The organism is Kutzneria sp. 744 (assembly GCF_000568255.1).
Lineage (GTDB): Bacteria > Actinomycetota > Actinomycetes > Mycobacteriales > Pseudonocardiaceae > Kutzneria.
On sequence record NZ_KK037166.1, the window covers coordinates 10,824,339 to 10,844,571 of the forward strand.

The window sequence follows — 20,233 nt, forward strand, 5'->3', positions numbered from 1 at the left end:
AATCATCCAACACAGCGTGCGTGGAGCCTCATCCGCGCCCGCAGCGAAGCGAGGACGTCGATGAGTGCGTGGGACCTGTGGTGGTGGGTGATCCTGCCCTACCTCGCCCTGGCCACTTTCGTCGTCGGGCACGTATGGCGCTGGCGCTACGACCAGTTCGGCTGGACCAGCCGCTCCACCCAACTGCAGGAACGGGTGCTGCTGAAGTGGGGCAGCCCGCTGTTCCACTACGGAACCTTCGCCGCGATCGCCGGACACGTCATCGGCATCCTCATTCCCGAATCGTTCACCCACGCCCTCGGCATCCCCGAGACCGCGTACCGCTGGTTCTCCTCGGCCGCCGGCACCGTCGCCGCGCTCGGCGTGATCATCGGTGTGGCCATGCTCGCCTACCGGCGCACCGTCATCCCGAAGGTCCGGGCCACCACCAGCCCGGTCGACTGGGTCGCGCTCGTCCTACTTGGCATCGTGATCGTGCTCGGCATCATCCCCACCATCGGGGTCAACCTGCTCGGCGGCGGCTACGACTACCGGGAGAGCGTGGCACTGTGGTTCCGTGGCCTGTTCGCCGGCAACCCCGACGTCGCCGCCATCACCCACGCACCCCTGATCTACCAAATCCACGCCACCGCGGCCTGGGCCATCCTCGCCGTATGGCCGTTCACCCGCCTGGTGCACGCCTGGAGCTATCCGCTGTGGTACCTGTGGCGCCCGTTCATCGTCTACCGCAGCCGCGTCCCCGCACCGCCCAGCGAACCCGGCACCAGCGGCCGACGCTGGCGCCGCATCGGAGTTCGGTACTGACCAACGGACAGCGGCTGGAAGGAGCATGGGTATGGAGAAGTTCTCGCTGGAGGCCCTGGCCCGGGAACATCTCGAACGGGCCGCCGCCGCATCGTCCGGGCGCAGTGCTGCCACCGTCTACGGCGGCCACGAGCACGCACTGCGCCAGACGCTGATCGCGCTAGTCTCCGGCGCCGGCCTGACTGAGCACACCAGTCCCGGCGAAGCAACCCTCGTCGTGCTGCGCGGGCGAGTTCGGTTGCACGCCAACGAGATCTCGTGGGACGGCCGCACCGGCGACCTGCTCGTCATCCCTCAGGCCCGGCACAGCCTGGACGCGCTGGAGGACAGCGTCGTCCTGCTGACCGTCGCTACCTAGCCATCACCGATGCCGCCGCACCACCAACGGGCTGCGGTCGCCGGCCAGCGCCTGGATCGGATCGTCGTCGGTCAACTCCAAGCCGCTGTCGGCCAACGCGGCGACAATCCTCGCCGCGGCGTTGCGCCGGCCGGCCGCGCTGACGTTCACCACCAACGTGATCGTGGTAACGCCGTTACTGCGCTCGATCCGATAGGCGGTGGGCCGGACACGACGCAGCGCGCACGCCACAACCTCGGCCGACACGTCCGCACTCACAGTTTCAGCATGCGTCTTCCACGGCCGCGTCGGCGTGATATTGGGTGGTTATGCGTGTCCTGACCTTCGGCCACGGCACCGCGGATGCCGAACAGATGACCCGGCTGCTGCGCGCCGCCGGAGTACGGCGACTAGTCGACGTGCGCACCGCACCGGGCAGCCGGCACAATCCCGACGCCACCCGGGACGCGATGTCGCGATGGCTGCCCGAGGCCGGCATCGACTACCGGTGGGACAAGCGGCTCGGCGGCTGGCGAAAACCCCGGCCGGACACCCCGGACACCGCCCTGCGCAACCGAGCCTTCAGCGGGTACGCCGGACACATGCGCTCACCGGAGTTCCTCGCTGCCATCGACGACCTGCTGACCACCGCGGCCGAGGAACCAACCACGGTGATGTGCGCCGAATCTGTGTGGTGGCGCTGCCACCGCAAGATGATCGCCGACTTCCTCGTGCTGGTCCGCGAGATCGAGGTATGCCATCTCATGCACGACGGCACGCTGCGCCCGCACCACACCAGTCCCGAAGCACGGCCGGCTGCTGAGGGGAACCTGCTCGTCTACGACGCCGGCCAGTCACCTCTGAAGTCGTGAGCCCTGACGCCGACCGCGGGCATGGCCGGGTTTCCTCAGCGTTGCTTGCTCGCCCGCGTGGCACAGAGCTAAGCACCCTCGGATGTGTCACATCGCCAGCAGGACGCCGAGGGCGACCAGAGCAAGGCTGAGGCCGCCGATTCCCGCGCGCAACAGTCCCGCGCCGCGTGCCTCCCGGCGCACCAGCCTGGCCAACAGCAGGTTGTCGGTCTGATTCAGGGTGTGCCGGCGCAGGCGGGTCATTCGCCGTGCCTGGGCCACGCCGATGGCGGTGGTCGCAGCCAACAGTCCGGCCACCGCGACCGTCGTGACGAGCAGCCCGTCCCACGGCCGGCCGGACACCAGCACCGCACCGGTGGCGAACCCGATCAGTAAGGCCAGACCGCTGACGATCCCGTGGGCGCGGCCCAGCGCCTGGAAGAACGCGACTCGTTCCGTCGGCCCCAGGGCGTGCTGGGCCACCCGCGCCACCACGGCGATCGTGATGAAACCTCCGAGCCAGACGGCGGTGGCGAGGATGAGTACACCAGTGAGTGCGGCATGCGCCGCGGACGTGATCGTGGACACCGCTGGGTGCATCCTTTCGGAGCAGGCTCGGGTCAGACCTGCTCGATTTCGGCGTGGACCGTGACCTTCGCCCCGGCGAACAGGCGGGACACCGGACACAGGGCCGCGGCCTCGTCGACCGCGGACTGGAACCCAGCCGCGTCCACCGTCGGCACGCGGCCGCCCACCCGCAGTGCCGAGGACACGATGGTGGAAACACCGTCGACCTCCGCCAAGGTCACGGTAGCGGTGACGGTCAGCCGCTCCGCTCGGGCCTTGCGCTCACCGAGCCGCAACACCAAGGCCATCGCGAAGCAGGCGGAATGTGCCGCCGCGGCCAACTCCTCCGGACTGCTCATCCCCGCCCGGGTGCTCGGTGCGGGCCGCCCAGGTCACGGGCAGGGCGTCCCGGGCACCATTGGTGGCGCGGACCGTCCCTCGACTACCGCCGAACGTGCCCTCCCAGGTGGTTTCCGCGGGACGTTCCGCGATCGCCATGCCAGTCTCCCTCCAACTCCTCCGAGAGTCCCGCGCTCGGTCTCCGGCACGTCCGCGGACACCGCACTATCCCTTCCATTTCTACAACTATTCTGGTTAATAATGCAGGGGTGCTGGTCAGTCGAGCGCCGTGGTGGTGCTGCCCACGATGCCATCATCGCGGTTGATGACCACCGTCCTGGCGCGCCGGGTTGGTCGCGGGCCCGCGACTGTGATGACTTGACGCGGCTCACATTTATACTAGCATCAATCGTAAATATAACGAACTCGGGGGTTCGGTCAGCGAGAGGACTCCTCATGACCACGACATCCGACGTCTACATCAGCGGCACCCGCGACGACCCGGCACTCCGGGCGAGGGCGGCGATCCGGGAGGATACCGACCGCCTGCTCCGGGCGTACCAGGCGAAGGCCGCCCTGGTGACCGAACTGGAACTCGACGGCGCGACCCGGCAGGAGGCGCACACCAGGCTGGTGGACTTCAGCACCGACCAACTGCGCCACCATCTGGCCGTGACCGACCGCGTCCTGTACGCCACCGCGGCAGGCGCGCCCGGAACCCGACTGCTGGTCCGCGCCCTGCGCCGCCAGCAGCAGGCCGTCAGCCGACACATCGACGACCTCGTCGCGGCGAGCACCACCGCACAGACGACCCGCGCCGCGCGCGCGGTGGGCGCGGTACTGGCGGTATGCGTGGACATCGAACACACCGTGTTGCTGCCCGCCCTGGCCGAGTTGCCCGGTGCCGACCTACCCAGTCTGGCCGAGGAGCTGCGCACCCTGCTGCACGGCGGAGAACTGGATGTCCCAGAGGTCCTTGACGTGCGCCCGGTTCCGCACGGACAGCGACACCCGCGGATCTTCGGTCGCTACGCGCGACTGGTTCCCGGTGAGTCGTTCGTGCTGGTCAACAACCACGACCCGAAACCGTTGCGCCGCGAGTTCACCGCCACCCATCCTGGCGAGTTCACCTGGGACTACCTGGAATCCGGCCCGAGCCAGTGGCGGATCCGCATCGGGCGCCCCGCGGTACCGGCGTAGCGCGCAGGGATTTCGCAAGCCACCCGACACATACTGAAACCACAGCACACCGGCCACCGCAGGTGGACGTCGAAGAGGTGCCGGCCGCCGACACAGCACGACGGAGAACGGGGAGGTGACGCACCCGATGGATGCACGGTCCGCACCACGGGGAGGCCCGATCGAACGACCGCGGCCGTGGACATGGCACGGTCAGCGGCCGGACGCCACTCTCGTCCTGATCCCGCCGGGCCACCGCACCGGCAGCCCGGCCGAACCGGATGTCGATGCCTGGATCCTCGTCCTCGCCGGATGTGGCAGCGTCCGCACTCATCTTCGTTCCCGGCGGCTGCGCCCCGGGATCCTGCTGTGGCTGTCTCATGATGGGGACGCTGTGAGGGCCGACGCCGGCGGCCTGGCCTATCTCGCCGTCAATTCCCGATACCCGAAACGACCGTGCGACGGTCACCCACCGCGCCCTGCCCGGTCAGCGACGACGTATCCGCCGACACTGCGCCGTGCCGACCTTCCGGGAGGACACGCACTGTGACCACGACGCAGCGTCCGATCACCATTCACCCCTATCCAGCACGGGAGTCGGTCAAGGGTGCGTACCTGCTGCGGGCGATCCGCACGACCGACCCGAAGATGCTCGGCATCATGTACCTGAGCACGTCGTTCGGGTTCTTCCTGGTCGGTGGTGTGATGGCGCTGCTGATGCGCACCGAGCTGGCCCGTCCCGGACTGCAGTTCCTGTCGCAGGAGCAGTACAACCAGCTGTTCACCATGCACGGCACGATCATGCTGCTGCTGTACGCGACGCCCACGGTGTTCGGGTTCGCCAACTACATCCTGCCGTTGCAGATCGGCTCACCGGATGTGGCCTTCCCCCGCCTCAACGCCCTGTCCTACTGGTTGTTCCTGTTCGGTGGCCTGATCGTGCTGTCGGGGTTCGTGACCCCGGGAGGTGCGGCGGATTTCGGCTGGTTCGCCTACACCCCGCTGTCGGACATCGTGCACTCGCCGGGGATCGGCGCCGATCTGTGGATCACCGGTCTGATCCTGGCCGGACTGGGCACGATCCTCGGCGCGGTGAACATGATCACCACCGTGGTGTGCCTGCGCGCGCCCGGGATCACGATGTTCCGGATGCCGATCTTCACGTGGAACATCCTGATCACCAGCATCATGATCTTGTCGGCGTTCCCGATCCTGACCGCGGCACTGTTCGGCCTGCTCGCCGACCGTCAACTGGGCGCGCACGTGTACGACCCTGCCAACGGCGGCGCGATCCTGTGGCAGCACCTGTTCTGGTTCTTCGGCCACCCCGAGGTCTACATCGTGGCGATCCCCTTCTTCGGCATCGTCACCGAGATCGTTCCCGTGTTCAGCCGCAAACCCATGTTCGCCTACCGAGGCATGGTCTATGCGACGCTGGGTATCGCGGGCCTGTCGATGACCGTGTGGGCGCACCACATGTTCGCCACCGGTGCGGTGCTGCTGCCGTTCTTCTCGCTCATGAGCTTCCTGATCGCGGTCCCGACCGGGATCAAGTTCTTCAACTGGATCGGCACCATGTGGAAGGGGCAACTCACCTTCGAAACCCCGATGCTGTGGTCGATCGGGTTCATGGTCACCTTCCTGTTCGGCGGCCTGACCGGGGTGATGCTGGCCTCCCCGGCGATCGACTTCCACGTCACCGACACCTACTTCGTCGTGGCGCATTTCCACTACGTGCTGTTCGGCACCATCGTGTTCGCCACCTTCGCCGGCATCTACTTCTGGTTCCCGAAGATGACCGGTCGGATGCTCGACGAACCTTTGGGCAAGCTGCACTTCTGGACCACATTCATCGGCTTCCACATGACGTTCCTGATCCAACACTGGCTCGGTGCCGAAGGTATGCCCCGCCGCTACGCCGACTATCTCAGCACCGACGGCTTCACCACCCTCAACACGGTCTCCACCATCGGCTCCTACATCCTCGGCGCGTCGATGCTGCCCTTCATCTACAACGTGATCAAGTCATACCGCTACGGTGAGGTCGTCGAGGTCGACGATCCGTGGGGGTTCGGCAACTCGCTGGAATGGGCCACGACCTGCCCGCCACCGAGGCACAACTTCACCTCGCTGCCCCGCATCCGCTCCGAACGCCCCGCGTTCGAGTTGCACTATCCGCACATGGTCGGACGCATGCGGGCCGAAGCCCACCTCGGCCGCAGGTACCACTCCCGCTCCGCCGACACGGCCAACGCGGCGACTGGGCCTTCTGCTACGGATGACTCCGGAACCGGTCCGACGGCCTGACACCGCACCCCGGCCCGACTACCGGAAGGATCTGGACATGGCTGTGGATGCGTACCCCACGCGACACGTGAGATCGCCGAGCGGCGTCGCCAGCTCGCTCCCGAGATCCGCCGAGCCTTCGACGCGTTCAGCAAACAGGTCTTCGCCGAGAGCGCTCTGCCGGAGAGGACCAAGCAACTCGTCGCGGTCGCCGTGGCGCACGTGACCCGGTGCTCCTACTGCATTGCCGGACACACCACGCTCGCTCGGCACACGGGGCGCTCGCTCGGCACACGGGGCCAGTGACGAGGAGATCATGGAAACGATCGGATGTGGCCAGCCGGTCGGCCTTCGCCGACCGGACCAGTACCACGGCCATCAGCAGCACCACGCAGACCCCGGCGCCGATGACGAGCAGCACGTGTTGGTTGATCGGTCCACCGACCACCGCCATTGCCACCATTGCGAGTTCGGCGGCGATCAACACCAGAACCCCGCGACGGCCCACGCAGAGCACCATGCGCCGCATCGCCAGCCGTGCGGCGGGCCACCGGTCGTCATGGCGCAGTCCACCTTCGATGTCGCGCAGGATGCCTCGACCGAGAGCACGATCCATCACCTTCAACCCACCGGCCGGTGAGCTCAACTCGCCTTGTGGGTACGCGCGGCCACAGCCGTGGTGAAGTCGTCGCGGGCGTGTTCCAGTACCCCCAGCGACACGATCTCGCGGGGGAACAGCAACGCCAGCGTCCAGTCCGCGACCACCCGCAGCCGCCGGTTCCACGACGGCAGCTTCAGCAGGTGGTAGGTGCGGTGCGCCAACCATGCCGGAAATCCGTGCAACCGCAGGCCGTAGATCTGCGCGACACCCCGATACAGGCCGAGGCTGGCCACCGACCCGGCGTAGGCGTGCCGGTAGACCACCGGTCGCGTCCCGTGCAGGGTGGCGAGGAGGTTGTCGGCCAGCACCGTGGCCTGCCGGACCGCGTGCTGGGCGCTGGGCGGGCACAGCATGCCCGGGTCACGGGTCACGTCGGGCACGGCGGCGCAGTCACCCAGCGCCCACGCGTCCTTAGTGTCCACAACGGAGAGATATTCGGTGGTGACCACCCGGCCGCGTTCATCCAGCGGCAGATCGGTCTGCTTGAGCAGCGGATGCGGTGCCACACCCGCGGTCCACACCAGCGTGCCCGCGTCGAACTCGGTTCCGTCATCGAGCACCACGTGGCCATCAAGGACGGACCGCAACCGGGTGGCCAACCGAACCTCGATTCCCCGGCGTCGCAACAGATCCACGGTGTAACGGCCCATCCGGTCGCCAACCTCGGGCAGGATCTTCCCTGCGGCCTCGACCAGGACCCAGCGCAGTTGCGTCGGGTCGATCTCCGGGTAGTGCGCACAGGCATCGCGGGTCATGTCCTCCAGTTCGGCCAATGCCTCCACACCGGCGTAGCCGCCGCCGACGAACACGAACGTCAACGCCGCCTGCCGCCGGGCCGGCGCGGTGGCCGAGGCGGCGGCATCCAGTTGGGCAAGCACGTGGTTGCGCACGTGGATCGCCTCGCCGACGGTCTTGAATCCGATGCCGACCTCGGCCAGCCCTGGCACCGGCAACACGCGGGAGATCGATCCCGGTGCCAGCACCAGCACGTCATAGGCCAGCGGTACCGGTTCGCCGATGTCGGAGGCCAGATAGGCGGTGCGATGCGCGTGGTCGACCGAGACCACCGCCCTGGTGATCACTTGAACCCCGGGCAGGACCTGCCTCAATGGCACGACCACGTGGCGTGGTTCCACGTTGCCGGCGGCCGCTTCGGCCAGCAACGGTTGATAGGTCAGGTAGGAATGCGCATCGACCACGGTGACCGTGGCCTCGCCGGGCCGCAGCCTACGCCGCAGCCGCAGCGCCACGTGCATGCCGGCGAGCCCGCCACCGACGATCAGGATCCTGGGCGTCCCACGCGCTGTGGTCATTATCCGCCCCACCTCTTTCCCCGATATTCACTGTATCCATTGTAAATATTAGGCGGGTTTGACGGTGTGCGCACCAGGGTCTTTGGTCATAGCCGCGCCCCGATGCCTCACTCGGAAGACAGCGATCGCGGCCGCTGAGAGAGAAACAGCAGTATCGCAACCTCGTTGAGCACACCGCCGGTCTGCCAGGCCAGGCTGTTGCCCGACGCGTCGCCACCGAGTAGTCGCAGCGCCAGCGACGCGTGCAGCAATCCCAGCGGCAGATAGAAGACCGGGTGGAAGCCGAACCGCACCCGCAGCATGGCCGGCATGATGACCGGGGTGTGGGCGAAGACCATGGAGTACACGAAACCCAGGAACACCGCGTCCAGCATGGCGTCATACGCCCGCCCGTCGCCCAGACAGCCGGCCGCAAGCCACAGCACCCCGGCCACCGCGAGCCAGAGGTAGCCCGCACCCAACCCCGATGGCCATGTACCGGGTCACGCCGCGCATGCGGATAGTGCGGCGCGATGTCGTGGGTGGCCAGCCACCCGGCCAGGCCGAGCAGGCCCGCGCCCGCCACTCGCACCCCGGCCGATTCGGTGACGAGCGAGATCGCCAGGCCAGCCAGCAGCAGCCCGACGGCGCCCAGGAACTGTCCCCGCCCCGTGCGGTGAGCGCGACCAACCGGGACAACTCCAGGCGTTCTCCGGCGGATGGTGAGCACGAGGAACCCAGCCAGCCACGACACCAGCGTGCTCAGGTCACGACCGCCCAGCCAGGACAGCCCGGCGACACACCAGCACACCACGCCCAGTGCCATGGTCGCGTTGTGCCACGAGGGCTGGATGCGGTGCAGTTCGGCGAACACCCCAGCAGAGCGAAGCCGGCGAACCCGATCAGCACCTGGCCGGTGCTGGCCGGCGGGCCGACGATCAGCCACAGCGCGCCTACCCCGCTGGCTGCCGGGGCCAGCCGGCCCGAACTGGCCAGCACCCTGGCCGCCCGGGTGTGGTCACTCCTGGGCCGACCAGCCGCGCGCGACCGAGCACATCAATGGCCTGCTGCACTACCTCGCCCGATTCCCGGACGAGGCCCACACACCGGCACCACGAAGGAGAACAACATGACCGCCGTCAGTCCCGAACTCGACGTTCGCCAGGAGATCCCGGCACGGCGCCACGAACGGATCTTCGCCACCTACGGCGCCCTCACCGCAGGGGACGACTTCGTCCTTGTCAACGACCATGACCCCAAGCCGCTGTACTACCAGTTCGCCGCCGAACACACCGGCAGGTTCACCTGGGGCGACCTCGAACAGGGCCCCGAGGTCTGGAAGGTCCACATCGGCCGCGTCGCCGCCGAATAACCGACACATCCCGGAGATGAGGAAGGGCTCGGTCGCGACCAAGCCCCTCCCTTCCGCGCGTCGGTCACCGCCGGCTTTTAGCCTGTCGACGGCCCTTGGTGGTAGCCGTGCCATCGGCTCCGGTCGGCTGCCGCGCAACGGGGGTGAGATGCGCCAGGCACAGCGAGCGCTCGACAAACGGCTCCAGCCGATCGGCCTTCAGCGGTGCCCGCACCTCCGCCAGGACCCCACGCATCAGACCCAGATGCAACGAGCACACGACCTCACGATGCTGCTCAGCGACCTCCCGGAACGGGCAGTGTCGCAACCGGATCACCGGCTGCACCGGATCATCCACCACGTCCGGCGCAAATCCGGCATCCGCCAGCACCGTCGACAAACGACGGACACCCTCAGCGACGTCAACCCGCTGCGACGGTGCCGGCCGCTCCGCGAGGTAACGCCCCCACGCCTCGCCGGCCGTGACCGCGGCCTGGTCGGACTGCGGCAACGCGTCGGCCACCAGACTGGTGAGCATCTCGGCCAGCAGCCGATAACTGCGCTGGCCTGCAGGCACATCCGTCGCGACGGCGCGATACACCATTCGGGGACGGCCAGGCTGGCTGCGCTCCTCGGCCTCGCGCTGGGCAAGACCTGCGTCGACTAATCCGTCCAGATGAAACCGGGCCGTGTTCGGATGCAGGCCCGCATGCTCGGCAATATCCTGGACGCCCACCGGTCCACCGGCCGCGCGCAGCATGTCCAGCACCCGGCCCCGACTCTCGCCGAGCACCGGCCCCACACCGGGATCGGTCAACGTCAACTCGCTCACACCCATCATTTTAGCCGAGTACATTTGTAGAAACTAGGCAGGTTGTGGACGGGTAGTCGTGCCATGACGCAGTCCGGCCAGGTAGACCACCACGTCGACGCCGCGCACGACCGTACCGCCCCTTCGGTCAGACGACCGCCGGCACGACCGGACGCGGCAGCGCGAGCCAGTCCGCGCGCCGCCTCTCCATCCGCCAGGCACCCCCGACCGACAGCCCACCTCGGCAACTAACGCTCCACCGGCACCCCCGCCCTGGCCAAGGTGTCGCCCCCGCACCCAGATCGTGTCCGAAGCCACCCATAAACGATCAACACCGCACGCAGGACTGGTGCAGAAGTTGCCGATGGCGGCCGGAGGCGCTGTACAGGCCCAGATCGGCTTGGCTCGGCCACGGGCGACCATTCGATCCAGGACAGCGCTCATGCCCGGTTCTCCTGCGGTGGCCGAGGCAGCGACGCCACCATCGGCGTGTCCGCTCCCAGGTCTCCGAGCTTCGCTGCGCCTCCAGGGCTGCCCAGTGGGCCATCTCGACCGGGCAGGGTCTCGCTGAAGAATCGGGCGTTGTCCTCCGTATACACCTGCCACTGGTCCGGCAGATCGTCTTCGTAGTAGATCGCCTCCACTGGGCACACCGGCTCGCACGCCCCGCAGTCCACGCACTCGTCCGGATGGATATACAGCGAGCGTTCACCCACGTAGATACAGTCCACCGGGCACTCCTCGACACACGCCCGGTCCATCACGTCCACACACGGCTCCGCGATCACGTACGTCATCCCTGCGCCCCTCACCGCACTCGAAGAACCAGCAGCACATATTTTTACTATCATTATAGTCAAAAAATGTCAGTGTAGGCACCCCAGAACAGCCAGTGGGGCCAGCAAACGCGCTCCCCACGGCCCAGCCTGCCGCGAACCCGACTCTGCACAGGACAGGTATTGCGAGCGATGTGGTCGACCATGACCCAGATTGGTCTGACCACGATGGCGACTTGTGAGCTCGGCACCAACCTCACGCGTGTACGTAACAGTTGCGACGGAGCGCTACCTACGAGAATTGGAAACAGTGGTCAACCGGCAAGAACCAACGGAGTCTGAGCCGGCGCCAGTCGTGGCTGATGTACTCGGCGCCACGGCGCGACATCGGCTGCCAGCGATGTTCGGCGATGCGCTGCCGGTGCCCGGTGATCAGTCCGGCGGCAAGCCGATAGGGCCGCGCTCGGAGAGGCGCAACACGAAGCGCAGCAACACAACGATTTTCCGGGGAAGCACCGTTCCTTGGAAGGTCTAAGCGTGTTGTTGAGCAGGCCGGTACGGTCCGCCGGTGCCCCCTCTTGATGACGTACCCGACCGTCTCGTTGTCAGTGGCGACGATGAGTGGTTGCTGTACTGGACGACCCGAGACGCTGAGATTCCGATCGGTCGGATGGCGTTGCTTGACGAGTGGTCCGACATCGACGCGCGGGAGCGTGCGCTCGATATCGAGAGCGGTACGCCGATCCTGATCGACCCACTGGGCAGGGTGGACCCGCGGCTCGCCTGGTTCCTCACCCGGTCGCGGTTCGCGTTTCTCGCCGACGGGTCACAGCGGTCGTACGTGACGGACTACCGGCTGTTCTTCACCTTCCTCTGGAAGCGCGGCAGGTTCTGGGATGAGGCAGACCACGACGACGTCGATGACTACGAGACGTGGCGGCGGCGGTCGCCGGATAATCCGAGTCGGATCGGCGGGGCCAAGTGGGCTCGGGAGTTGGCCGCGTTCAAGCTGCTGTACGACTGGGCCGTCGCCAGCCGTCGCCCATGTCGAGCGCAGCCCCGTGTCGACGCACACGGTGCGGCGCAGGGACGGCACGACGGCCGAGGTGGCCGACAACCAACCGAAAGACGTGCGGGCTTCCAACGTCAAGTGGGTCACCCCGCGGACCTACCGCCTGTGTCGGGACATCGGCCTGTGCGGCTACACCGCGCACGGGCTACCACAGGAGGGCTGGCGAGGCCGCAACGACGGCCGCAACACCGCGTTCGCGGACCTGCTGTTCCAGAGCGGGTTGCGGCTGCGGGAGGGCGGCTGCCTGCTCACCCTCGAAGTGCCGCACGCGATCCACGGCTACGCCTACTACGAGGGCACCGTGGCCGCGGCGATCGCCAAACGCAGCGAGCGCATGTTCTACCTCAACGCGGACGCGCTGACTGGCATCGAAACCTATCTGGCCACCACGCGCCGGGCCGCGATCCGGCAGGCGCGGCGCGCGGGCCGCTATGACCGGCTGCGCGGCAAGCAGATCGTCACCAAGATCTCTCAAGGCCGGCAACGCCGCGTGTTCTGGCGGGACGCTTTGGGGCACAAGGGCGATGCTCCGATCAACGCCATCGACGCCAGTGAGCGACGACGGTTGTTCATCGAAGCCGACGGTGGGCTGGAACCGCTGCAACTGTGGCTGACCGAGGGTGGCATACCGATGGACTACCGGTCCTGGGAGAAGGTGTTCTCAGCGGCCAATGATCGATGCGAGCAGCACGGCAAGCCGATCTATCTGACTCCGCACGCCTGTCGGCACTTGTTCGCGCTGAAGATGCTGGTCACCCTGGACCGTGCGCTGGACCGGCGCTTCGGCCTGGATCGGTCCGAACGTGATCACGCCCGCAAGATCTACGGTGACGCATTCGCGCTGGTCAAGGACCTGCTCGGGCACAGCAGCGAGGAGACCACGCGCACGATCTACCTCGCGCCCCTCAACGGCTTACGGTTGCGCTCGATCCTCGACGGCAACGAGAGCGAGGACCTCGACGCGATCTTGACTCGGGTCGCGCACTCCAGCCGTCTCGTCATGGACGTCAACCCCACAGCGGAGGACGCGTGAGTTCCGGCCGCAACCGGCGGAAGGCGACGTTGCCGACCGCGACCTACGTCCGCCCTGACGTAGTGGACGAGACCGGCCTGGTGTTCACCCTGTTCGGTGAGAGCGGAGGAGTCGAAGGCACGTGGGACTTCTCCAGGCTCGCCGGCAGCCTCGTGCTGAAGCAGGCACTCGCGGCCGGATTCGCCCGATTGGCGGGACCATCCGCCCGCTGGCGCGCCTGGGACACCTGCGACAACAGCTACTACGCGATTCGCCGGTTCACGCGCCACCTCGCGGATCTGGAGCGGCCACCTCGGTCGGCGGCCGAGATCACCCCGGCTGTCTGGGCGTCCTGGAAGCTCTCGTGTCCCGACACCCGCCATGGCGTCGCCATGATCCTCTACCTCAAGCGGCTGCTGCCCGAGGTTGAGGGGATTCCCGTGGAGACACTGCACGCCGTGGACCGGCGCGTCGGTACACACCGCCAGCAGATCACAGAGGTCGCCTACCGGCGCCAGGACCTTGACCGCATCAAGGGGGCCGCGGCGACGATGTTCAACACCGCGTTGATTCGGATCAGGACCAACCGCGAGCATCTGCGGCGCTGGTACAACGGGCAGATCCCCGACGGCACGGACGAGGATCGGATCGGCGCCGCGCTGGACTGCCTGCTGCGCACCGGCGACGTGCCCCTGACCCGAAGCCGCTGGCCCCGGCGGCGCGTGTCGGAGTCCACTGTGCGGCTGCTGGGCGGCAACGATCCGGAACTGACCTGGGGTCGCCTGTTCCTGACCCCTGAAGAAGCCTGTGCCCTGTCGGTGCTGCTGGTCGCCAGCGAGAGCTGGAACAAATCGGTGCTCCACAGGATGCGGATCCCCGAACACGACCCGGCGGTGGCTGACGACTTTGACATCCACCTGGTGGAGGTCCACAAAGCTCGTCGGCCCGTCCACCTGCGCTACACCACCAACAACCTAGTCGATGCCGGACCCGACAGCCCTGGACGGTTGATGGGCCGCGCGATCGAAGCGACGGACCTGGCCCGCCAGTACCTCCAGTTGCGGGGCACACCAACGGATCGGCTGCTGATCTGCCGCCTGCGGAATCCCCGGCGGAAGGATCAACTCTTTCGCCTGGGCATCCCACCGGACAACGACCTCATGCAGCAGTTCGCCGCGCACGCGAATCTCCACAACCCTGACGGCAGCGCGATGAATGTGAGCCTGCGACGCATCCGCCGCACCGTCCAGGTCCTGATCCGCAAGGAACCCGCACACAACAGCCAGGAAACCCACGACACCGTCTACATGCTGCCCGACCCGGCGACCCGCGAGCAGGCCAAGCACACCATCGCCGAGGGCCTCACTGACGCGCTGGAACACGCCCGGACGATCACCGCGATGAAAATGCTCCTGGGAGAGGACGCCGATGTGCTGATCGAGCTCTCCGACCACCCCGACCTCGCGCAGGCGATCCTGGACGGCAAACACGACACCGCCACCAGCGCGTGCACCGACTTCGACAACAGCCCCATCACCGGTCCTGGTCCCTGCACCGCGTCCTTCCTGTGGTGTTTGGCCTGCAAGAACGCGATCGCGACTCGGCGACACCTACCCAGGCTGGTCTATCTGCACCACTGTTTGGAGTCGCTGCGCGCGACGGTGGCGGCCGAGGTGTGGGAGCTGGATTGGCGCGAGCATCATCTTCGGCTGTCCTCGCTGCTGACACGGCACACGACCGGCGCCCAGCAGCAGGAAGCCGTGCGCACGATCAGCGGCTCCGATCGAGATCTCATCGACCGACTACTCCGCCGGGGGTTCGACGCGTGACCGTCCTACTGCGGCACGGCCCAGGCGATCGGGCCGGATGGCACGTCCGCGACGACGACCCGTTCGTGAGCGGCGCGCGTCTGCCGGAGGGTCTGGATCCCACCAGTGTGTCCCGCTACGGCGCCGACCGGTGGATTCTCAACGCTCTCACCCTGCGCGCCCACGAGGAAGGCCGCTCGGTCGCCTGGGACACGTTCCCCGCTGTGTTGCGGGAGTCGTTTCGCCGGGCGGGGTGGGCGCTGACCAACTTGCCGACTCCGGAAGAACTGCTGGAGCGGGCGTCTACCGCCCGCGTGAAATGGCCGGCGGCTGGTACGGTGCAAGGTGTTGTCGGCCAGTGGCGTCAGTTCGCTCGGTGGCTGGTCCAGCGCGGGATAGCCGACCTGCGTGATGTCGACGAGGACATCCTCGTTGACTACGCGCGCCACGCCAAGGGCCAGGGGCGATCGACCACGGCCACGGTCGGGAACCTGTACGCGGTCAGCATCCTGTGGGGATTCGCTCCGCATCTGCTTGTCCAGGACCGCATTCCGATGCCGCCGTGGGAAGCCGAGGCGATCAAGGACTACCTGCCCACCGGCGGCCGGAGCACCGAGAACAGAACCTGGCCGATCCATCCGGCCGTCATGTCACCGCTGCTGATCTGGGCGTTGCGGTTCGTCGACGAGTTCAGCGACGACGTGATCGCCGCGTGGACGGAGTACCAGCGACTCACCGCACGCATTCAGGACACCGCGAGCCCCGGCGGCTCCGCCGCACTGAGGATGTTCCTCGAACACTGTGCGGCGGAAGGCATCCCGCTGCCTGGCGCTGCCCCCAAAGGCACGCTCGGGGTCGCCGACATGTATCTGGCTGCCGTCTATCAGACCAGCGTGAAGCAGGTGCACAACGTCCTGTCGCGATACCGCGGTCGTCGGCGGAAGCTGGGGAAACCGGGGCTCGCGATCAGTACCGAGACACCGTTGGAGATCCCCATCCGAGGCCAACTCCACGGCCGTCCATGGACGACGCACATCAACTTCCACGACGCGCCCGGACTCATGCGACGGCTGTCCACAGCGTGCCTGGTCGCGGTGTCCTATCTCAGCGGTTTGAGGGGCGGGGAGGCCCTGGAGTTGCAGGTCGGCTGTTGTCCTGAACCCGACGACGACGGCACCGGAACCCTTCGCTACGAGCTGCGGGGCAACTTCCTCAAGGGCGCCTACGACGAGGACGGCCAACTTGTCCCAGAAGGACTGCCACGCAACGACCCGTGGACGACAATCCTCCCGGTGGCCCAGGCGGTCCGGGTGCTCGAACGCATCGCCACCAGCCGCTTCCTGTTCCCGGCGCACGAACCGTGGACGCCGGAGAGCACGAGGAACACGATCCGTACTGGCGAGGCGATGAGTACCGCTGGCGCCAGCTACCGCGTCCGCGAGTTCATCGCCTGGGTCAACGCCTTCGTGGCCGAACGGGGCCTGCACAGCGAGAGGATCCCTGATGATCCAGACGGTCACATCACCCTCGGGCGATTCCGCAGGACGGTAGCCTGGCATATCGCGCGCCTACCCGGCGGGCGGATCGCGCTGGCCATTCAATACGGGCACCTCCGCACCGCAACGGGACAGAAGTACAGCGGCCGAGCCCGCCAGGGCCTTGGCCGGGTCCTGGACATCGAGACCGCCCGGTCGATGGCCGACTACCTCAGCGACCTGTCCGACCGCATCGAGCACGGTGAGGGCGTGTCCGGCCCCGCCGCCCGGCGGATGATCAAAGCCGCAGCGGACGCGAAGACACGCTTCGAGGGCATGTTCCTGACCCCCAAACAGACCGAGGCGGTCCTGCGCGAGCCGGAGTTCCAGGTCTACGACAATCCCGAGGCGTTCCTCACCTGTAACAACGACCCGGCGAAAGCGCTGTGCCACCCCGACCGCGCTCTGGGAGGCAAACGCGACCGACCGCCGGCCACTGACCGTTGCGACCCCGCTTGCTCGAATATCTCCCGCACCGACCAGCACATCACCCGTCTCCGTCTGGAGATGACCAGACTTGCCGAGGAGGCCGCGAACCCGCTGACACCCATCCCCCTCCAGCGCCGCCACCGGCAACGGATCCCCACTCTTCAAGCGATCGTCGACCGTCACGTTCGCTCCCGCATCGTGACGAGGGGAAACGCCGATGACTGACGAGCACGAGCGACAGGCGATCGCCGCGGCCATCAGCCGACTGTTGGCCGGCACTCCTCTGCGATCCTCTGGTGCCCTGGACATCGTGACCCTCGCCGAGGAAGCAGGGGTGAAACGCAACAAGCTGACGCACAAGCACACCGACCTCAAAGACCTGTTCTATGCCGAACGCAAGGCCCGTGACGGCGTCCCGGACAGTGAGATCACGCTGCGGGAGGAGATCGCCACGCTGAAGGAAAAGATCAAGAATCTGCGGGAAGAACGCGACGAGTACCGGATCGCGAGCGAGACCTTCGCCCGCGCCATGCACGTGCTCACCATCGAGAACACCAACCTCCGCAAGGAGATCACCAAGATCCCGGCGTCCTCAGTCAGGGCTCTTCCATCCCGACCCTGAAACGTGATGGTGAGGAGGGAGCCCGGCGGTGGCCGGGTCGGTCCGGCAGGTCACATCCGGCTCGCCGAGCCGTGTGGGAGCTGATCACGGCGAACGAATGCTCGCTGCCAGCGTGCGGCCTTCTCAGGCGAGCAGCCGCTGTGTAGCCAGGAACACGCCCAGGGCGATCAGGACGATGCCCGCCAGTCGTTCGGCGGCTTCGCGGTAGCGTTCGGCGATCTGGTTGCCCAGGTGCAGGCCCAGTTGGGCGGCGGCAAAGGCTTGGGCGCCGATGGCGAGGATGACCGGGATCAGGGGCAGGTGAGTCAGACCGAGGCTGAAGCCGATGGCCAGCTCGTCGAGGCTGATACTGACGCCCAGTCCCAGCAGCGCCAGACCGTGGGCACTGACGAGCCGGCTGGCTTTCTCCTCTTCGTCATCGGCGTCACCGTGCAGCAGCATCCAGGCTCCGATGGCGATGACCGCAGCGGCGGCGACGTAGTCGGCGGTGTCGCCGATCGCGTGGGCCAGGGGCGCACCGAGCGCGACGCCGATCAGCGGCATCCCGCCTCGAACGCCAGAAACAGCACCGAGATCCGCCACCGCACCTGTGCTGGGAGTCGCCCAGAGGCGCCGATCGCGGCGGCGACGGCAAAGGAATCCAGCCCGAGCGGCAGGACGAACGCCAAGAGCTTCAGGATCGGCATCAGTGTCGCTCGGTGTGCTGGCTGGTGATGATGGCGTGGACCTCGCGGGCGGCGTAGAACACCAGCACGTAGCCGGCGACCGGGTCGGCCCACCACCACCCCAGCATGGCGTTGAGGAGCAGACCGGCCAGCACCGCGGTGGCCAGGATGCCGTCGACGAGGGTGACCCTGCCCTCGGTGCGCAGGACCGGGTTGTCCAGCGCGGCGCCGGTGCGGGCCTTGCCGGCTGCCAACGCGAACATCGCCGTGGCGGTGAGCGCGGTCCAGACGATCCCGACCGGGCTGTGCGCGGCATGGAAGCCGGTGACCAGCACGAGGGTGGACTGGACAGTCAGGTAGGCCGTGAGCAGAGCGAACGCGATTCCGATCAGGCGTAGCGCGCGGCGCTGCCGATCCTCGTCGGTGCCGGAGAGTTCCCAGATCACCACCACCGAGGCGCCGATCTCGATCAGCGAGTCCAACCCGAACCCGGCCAGCGCGACCGACCGGGCGCCGATCGCGGTGATCGCCAGCACGACCAGCCCGACCACGTTCCAGCCCAGAGTGGCGTATTCCAGGGCGAAGCCGCGACGAACCAGGGCTTGTCGGGCGGTGATATCGGCAGTGGTCACCGGGGCAGTCTTGCAAACAGCACGTGGGTGCCGAGCTCAGTCCGGTGTCCGGTTACCATGCGTCCTGAAGACTTGCTAAGGTCTGCAATTGTTGAGTCCTGCGGAAGCATGTGGTCGGTCCTCGTGCCGAGGGCGGACGAGGAAGGATCGACGACATGACGACGATGGACATCGGCTCCCGCGAGGGGCTGGCATGAGTAGGCCGCTCTATCAGCTCAAGGCCGAATTCTTCAAGACCTTGGGACACCCGGCGCGGATCAGGGTGCTGGAACTGCTCAGCCAACGCGAGCACGCCGTGGCCGAGATGCTGCCCAAGGTGGGCATCGAGGCGGCCAACCTGTCCCAGCAGCTGGCGGTACTGCGACGGGCCGGCCTGGTGGCCACCCGCAAAGAAGGCTCGAACGTCTTCTACTCCCTGACCAGCCCCAGGGTGGCCGAGCTGCTGGCGGTGGCCCGCGCGATCCTGACCGGCGTGCTGTCCGGGCAGGTCGAGCTGTTGGAGGACCTACGCACCGCCCCTTCCCCGATGTCCGCACCGGCACCAGAAACGGACACAGCGGAGCCGGCGGCGCGGGGCAGTGCTAATATCTACCCTGGACTCCCGACCAGGCCGAGGCCGACCAGCGCGGCCGCCTCGGCGATCTCACCCTCGTCCGGCAGGCCGCGGCCGCTGTTCCGGACGCCCACTTGATCGCGCTGCAGCAGCGCCGCGCCGCCGCCGCCCGCGCGCTGGCCGCCCGCCACACCACCGAGGCCCCGCGTGTCGCGATCGGCATCGACCTCAGCCCACTGTGGCGCCTGGTCGTCGGCCACGGCGAGGACACCGTCCACGAAACGGGCCTGAGCATGTCCCCGACCTACGGCGTGCCGATCATTCCCGGATCCAGCCTCAAAGGCCTCGCCGCCCGCAGTGCTAAGCGCACCGAGCTCATCCGAGTGTGCGGCGCGCCCCGTCCCCGCCCCGACGAACCGACCGGCACCGCCGACACCAACGAGTCCGCCCAGCGCGGCACCGTCACCATCACCGACGCCCTGCCCCTGACCCCACCGCGCCTGGTCGTCGACGTACTCACCCCGCACGTCGCGACCTACTACCAGTACTTCCAGAACACGCGCCGCGAGGGACCGCCGCCCGCGCCCGCCGAATACCACCAACCCATCCCGGTGCACTTCCTCGCCGTGCAGGACACCACCTTCCGCTCCT

The 20,233-nt window shown here is 67.4% G+C and carries 23 protein-coding genes and 2 pseudogenes; 15 read left to right on the forward strand and 10 right to left on the reverse strand.

Annotation, left to right across the window (positions count from 1 at the left end; genetic code table 11):
- Nucleotides 1-60: 60 nt before the first annotated feature.
- Together narI and KUTG_RS49015 are read left to right on the forward strand one after the other, a co-directional pair.
- Nucleotides 61-804, forward strand: coding sequence for a respiratory nitrate reductase subunit gamma (gene narI, locus KUTG_RS49010; protein WP_043726832.1), 744 nt, complete (start codon nt 61-63; stop codon nt 802-804).
- Between the two features lie 31 nt (nt 805-835).
- On the forward strand, nt 836-1,162 hold the full coding sequence (locus KUTG_RS49015; RefSeq protein WP_043726834.1) for a cupin domain-containing protein: 327 nt from the start codon (nt 836-838) through the stop codon (nt 1,160-1,162).
- Between the two features lie 3 nt (nt 1,163-1,165).
- On the opposite strand, the gene KUTG_RS49020 is transcribed toward KUTG_RS49015, so the two are convergent.
- Nucleotides 1,166-1,420 carry a hypothetical protein gene (locus KUTG_RS49020; protein ID WP_043726836.1) on the reverse strand — a complete coding sequence of 85 codons (255 nt, stop codon included), beginning with the start codon at nt 1,418-1,420 and terminating at the stop codon, nt 1,166-1,168.
- 50 nt (nt 1,421-1,470) lie between these two features.
- Between KUTG_RS49020 and KUTG_RS49025 the strand changes: the two genes are divergently transcribed.
- Nucleotides 1,471-2,013 carry a DUF488 domain-containing protein gene (locus tag KUTG_RS49025; protein WP_043726837.1) on the forward strand — a complete coding sequence of 181 codons (543 nt, stop codon included), beginning with the start codon at nt 1,471-1,473 and terminating at the stop codon, nt 2,011-2,013.
- Between the two features lie 87 nt (nt 2,014-2,100).
- On the opposite strand, the gene KUTG_RS49030 is transcribed toward KUTG_RS49025, so the two are convergent.
- Nucleotides 2,101-2,580, reverse strand: coding sequence for a hypothetical protein (locus tag KUTG_RS49030; protein WP_198047634.1), 480 nt, complete (start codon nt 2,578-2,580; stop codon nt 2,101-2,103).
- Between the two features lie 32 nt (nt 2,581-2,612).
- Nucleotides 2,613-2,918, reverse strand: coding sequence for an OsmC family peroxiredoxin (locus tag KUTG_RS49035; RefSeq protein ID WP_198047635.1), 306 nt, complete (start codon nt 2,916-2,918; stop codon nt 2,613-2,615).
- Nucleotides 2,919-3,354: 436 nt separating this feature from the next.
- Between KUTG_RS49035 and KUTG_RS49040 the strand changes: the two genes are divergently transcribed.
- The 4 genes from KUTG_RS49040 to KUTG_RS49055 all read left to right on the forward strand — a co-directional run bounded on the left by KUTG_RS49040 (nt 3,355) and on the right by KUTG_RS49055 (nt 7,003).
- On the forward strand, nt 3,355-4,098 hold the full coding sequence (locus tag KUTG_RS49040) for a DUF2249 domain-containing protein (protein WP_043726838.1): 744 nt from the start codon (nt 3,355-3,357) through the stop codon (nt 4,096-4,098).
- A gap of 525 nt (nt 4,099-4,623) precedes the next feature.
- Nucleotides 4,624-6,384 (forward strand): aa3-type cytochrome oxidase subunit I, encoded by a 1,761-nt coding sequence (gene ctaD / locus KUTG_RS49045; RefSeq protein WP_052396356.1) that lies wholly within the window; start codon nt 4,624-4,626, stop codon nt 6,382-6,384.
- Nucleotides 6,385-6,489: 105 nt separating this feature from the next.
- A complete protein-coding gene (locus tag KUTG_RS66865) occupies nt 6,490-6,669 on the forward strand; it encodes a carboxymuconolactone decarboxylase family protein (RefSeq protein WP_369794685.1) in 180 nt (59 codons plus the stop codon).
- 10 nt (nt 6,670-6,679) lie between these two features.
- On the forward strand, nt 6,680-7,003 hold the full coding sequence (locus KUTG_RS49055) for a hypothetical protein (RefSeq protein ID WP_043726842.1): 324 nt from the start codon (nt 6,680-6,682) through the stop codon (nt 7,001-7,003).
- Nucleotides 7,004-7,005: 2 nt separating this feature from the next.
- On the opposite strand, the gene KUTG_RS49060 is transcribed toward KUTG_RS49055, so the two are convergent.
- The gene (locus KUTG_RS49060) at nt 7,006-8,337 is read right to left on the reverse strand and encodes an NAD(P)/FAD-dependent oxidoreductase (RefSeq protein ID WP_043726843.1); all 1,332 of its coding nucleotides are present in this window, start codon (nt 8,335-8,337) and stop codon (nt 7,006-7,008) included.
- A 107-nt stretch (nt 8,338-8,444) separates the two neighbouring features.
- Nucleotides 8,445-8,762: a hypothetical protein gene (locus tag KUTG_RS54995; protein ID WP_157495355.1), complete on the reverse strand. Its 318-nt coding sequence runs from the start codon at nt 8,760-8,762 to the stop codon at nt 8,445-8,447.
- A 683-nt stretch (nt 8,763-9,445) separates the two neighbouring features.
- Between KUTG_RS54995 and KUTG_RS49070 the strand changes: the two genes are divergently transcribed.
- Nucleotides 9,446-9,688 (forward strand): DUF2249 domain-containing protein, encoded by a 243-nt coding sequence (locus KUTG_RS49070; RefSeq protein WP_043726845.1) that lies wholly within the window; start codon nt 9,446-9,448, stop codon nt 9,686-9,688.
- Nucleotides 9,689-9,752: 64 nt separating this feature from the next.
- Here KUTG_RS49070 and KUTG_RS49075 read toward each other — a convergent pair whose 3' ends face one another.
- A complete protein-coding gene (locus KUTG_RS49075) occupies nt 9,753-10,499 on the reverse strand; it encodes a helix-turn-helix transcriptional regulator (RefSeq protein WP_052396853.1) in 747 nt (248 codons plus the stop codon).
- Nucleotides 10,500-10,918: 419 nt separating this feature from the next.
- Nucleotides 10,919-11,275, reverse strand: coding sequence for a ferredoxin (gene fdxA, locus KUTG_RS49080; protein ID WP_043726847.1), 357 nt, complete (start codon nt 11,273-11,275; stop codon nt 10,919-10,921).
- A gap of 649 nt (nt 11,276-11,924) precedes the next feature.
- On the opposite strand from fdxA, the pseudogene KUTG_RS66870 reads away from it, so the two are divergent.
- The 5 genes and pseudogenes from KUTG_RS66870 to KUTG_RS49100 all read left to right on the forward strand — a co-directional run.
- A pseudogene (locus KUTG_RS66870) lies at nt 11,925-12,275 on the forward strand (hypothetical protein); the annotation flags it as partial.
- Between the two features lie 40 nt (nt 12,276-12,315).
- A complete protein-coding gene (locus tag KUTG_RS49085) occupies nt 12,316-13,359 on the forward strand; it encodes a site-specific integrase (protein WP_052396358.1) in 1,044 nt (347 codons plus the stop codon).
- Complete coding sequence (locus KUTG_RS49090) at nt 13,356-15,167, forward strand: hypothetical protein (protein WP_043726849.1); 1,812 nt, start codon at nt 13,356-13,358, stop codon at nt 15,165-15,167. Before KUTG_RS49085 ends, KUTG_RS49090 begins: the two co-directional genes overlap by 4 nt.
- Nucleotides 15,164-17,335, forward strand: a complete 2,172-nt coding sequence (locus KUTG_RS49095; RefSeq protein WP_052396359.1) for a hypothetical protein — start codon at nt 15,164-15,166, stop codon at nt 17,333-17,335. The genes KUTG_RS49090 and KUTG_RS49095 overlap by 4 nt, the downstream gene beginning before the upstream one ends.
- A complete protein-coding gene (locus KUTG_RS49100) occupies nt 17,328-17,732 on the forward strand; it encodes a hypothetical protein (RefSeq protein WP_043726851.1) in 405 nt (134 codons plus the stop codon). Before KUTG_RS49095 ends, KUTG_RS49100 begins: the two co-directional genes overlap by 8 nt.
- 123 nt (nt 17,733-17,855) lie before the next feature.
- On the opposite strand, the gene KUTG_RS49105 is transcribed toward KUTG_RS49100, so the two are convergent.
- The 3 genes from KUTG_RS49105 to KUTG_RS49110 are packed head-to-tail and all read right to left on the reverse strand — an operon-like array spanning nt 17,856 to nt 19,029.
- Nucleotides 17,856-18,275: a manganese efflux pump gene (locus KUTG_RS49105; protein WP_043726852.1), complete on the reverse strand. Its 420-nt coding sequence runs from the start codon at nt 18,273-18,275 to the stop codon at nt 17,856-17,858.
- Nucleotides 18,266-18,418: a hypothetical protein gene (locus KUTG_RS60090; protein ID WP_157495356.1), complete on the reverse strand. Its 153-nt coding sequence runs from the start codon at nt 18,416-18,418 to the stop codon at nt 18,266-18,268. Before KUTG_RS60090 ends, KUTG_RS49105 begins: the two co-directional genes overlap by 10 nt.
- On the reverse strand, nt 18,418-19,029 hold the full coding sequence (locus tag KUTG_RS49110) for a cation diffusion facilitator family transporter (protein WP_043726854.1): 612 nt from the start codon (nt 19,027-19,029) through the stop codon (nt 18,418-18,420). Before KUTG_RS49110 ends, KUTG_RS60090 begins: the two co-directional genes overlap by 1 nt.
- 193 nt (nt 19,030-19,222) lie before the next feature.
- Here KUTG_RS49110 and KUTG_RS49115 point away from each other — a divergent pair.
- Together KUTG_RS49115 and cmr6 are read left to right on the forward strand one after the other, a co-directional pair.
- A pseudogene (locus KUTG_RS49115) lies at nt 19,223-19,543 on the forward strand (ArsR/SmtB family transcription factor); the annotation flags it as partial.
- A gap of 173 nt (nt 19,544-19,716) precedes the next feature.
- On the forward strand, nt 19,717-20,233 hold a 517-nt coding region (cmr6, locus tag KUTG_RS49120), incomplete at its 3' end, for a type III-B CRISPR module RAMP protein Cmr6 (protein ID WP_063753662.1).

What these genes read in the sequence shown, in the direction of transcription:
- narI (WP_043726832.1), top strand. Translation starts at nt 61, where the DNA reads ATGAGTGCGTGGGACCTGTGGTGGTGGGTGATCCTGCCCTACCTCGCC.
- KUTG_RS49015 (WP_043726834.1), top strand. Translation starts at nt 836, where the DNA reads ATGGAGAAGTTCTCGCTGGAGGCCCTGGCCCGGGAACATCTCGAACGG.
- KUTG_RS49025 (WP_043726837.1), top strand. Translation starts at nt 1,471, where the DNA reads ATGCGTGTCCTGACCTTCGGCCACGGCACCGCGGATGCCGAACAGATG.
- KUTG_RS49035 (WP_198047635.1), bottom strand. Translation starts at nt 2,918, where the DNA reads ATGAGCAGTCCGGAGGAGTTGGCCGCGGCGGCACATTCCGCCTGCTTC.
- KUTG_RS49040 (WP_043726838.1), top strand. Translation starts at nt 3,355, where the DNA reads ATGACCACGACATCCGACGTCTACATCAGCGGCACCCGCGACGACCCG.
- KUTG_RS49055 (WP_043726842.1), top strand. Translation starts at nt 6,680, where the DNA reads ATGGAAACGATCGGATGTGGCCAGCCGGTCGGCCTTCGCCGACCGGAC.
- KUTG_RS49060 (WP_043726843.1), bottom strand. Translation starts at nt 8,337, where the DNA reads ATGACCACAGCGCGTGGGACGCCCAGGATCCTGATCGTCGGTGGCGGG.
- KUTG_RS49070 (WP_043726845.1), top strand. Translation starts at nt 9,446, where the DNA reads ATGACCGCCGTCAGTCCCGAACTCGACGTTCGCCAGGAGATCCCGGCA.
- fdxA (WP_043726847.1), bottom strand. Translation starts at nt 11,275, where the DNA reads ATGACGTACGTGATCGCGGAGCCGTGTGTGGACGTGATGGACCGGGCG.
- KUTG_RS49100 (WP_043726851.1), top strand. Translation starts at nt 17,328, where the DNA reads ATGACTGACGAGCACGAGCGACAGGCGATCGCCGCGGCCATCAGCCGA.
- KUTG_RS49105 (WP_043726852.1), bottom strand. Translation starts at nt 18,275, where the DNA reads ATGCCGCTGATCGGCGTCGCGCTCGGTGCGCCCCTGGCCCACGCGATC.
- KUTG_RS60090 (WP_157495356.1), bottom strand. Translation starts at nt 18,418, where the DNA reads ATGCCGATCCTGAAGCTCTTGGCGTTCGTCCTGCCGCTCGGGCTGGAT.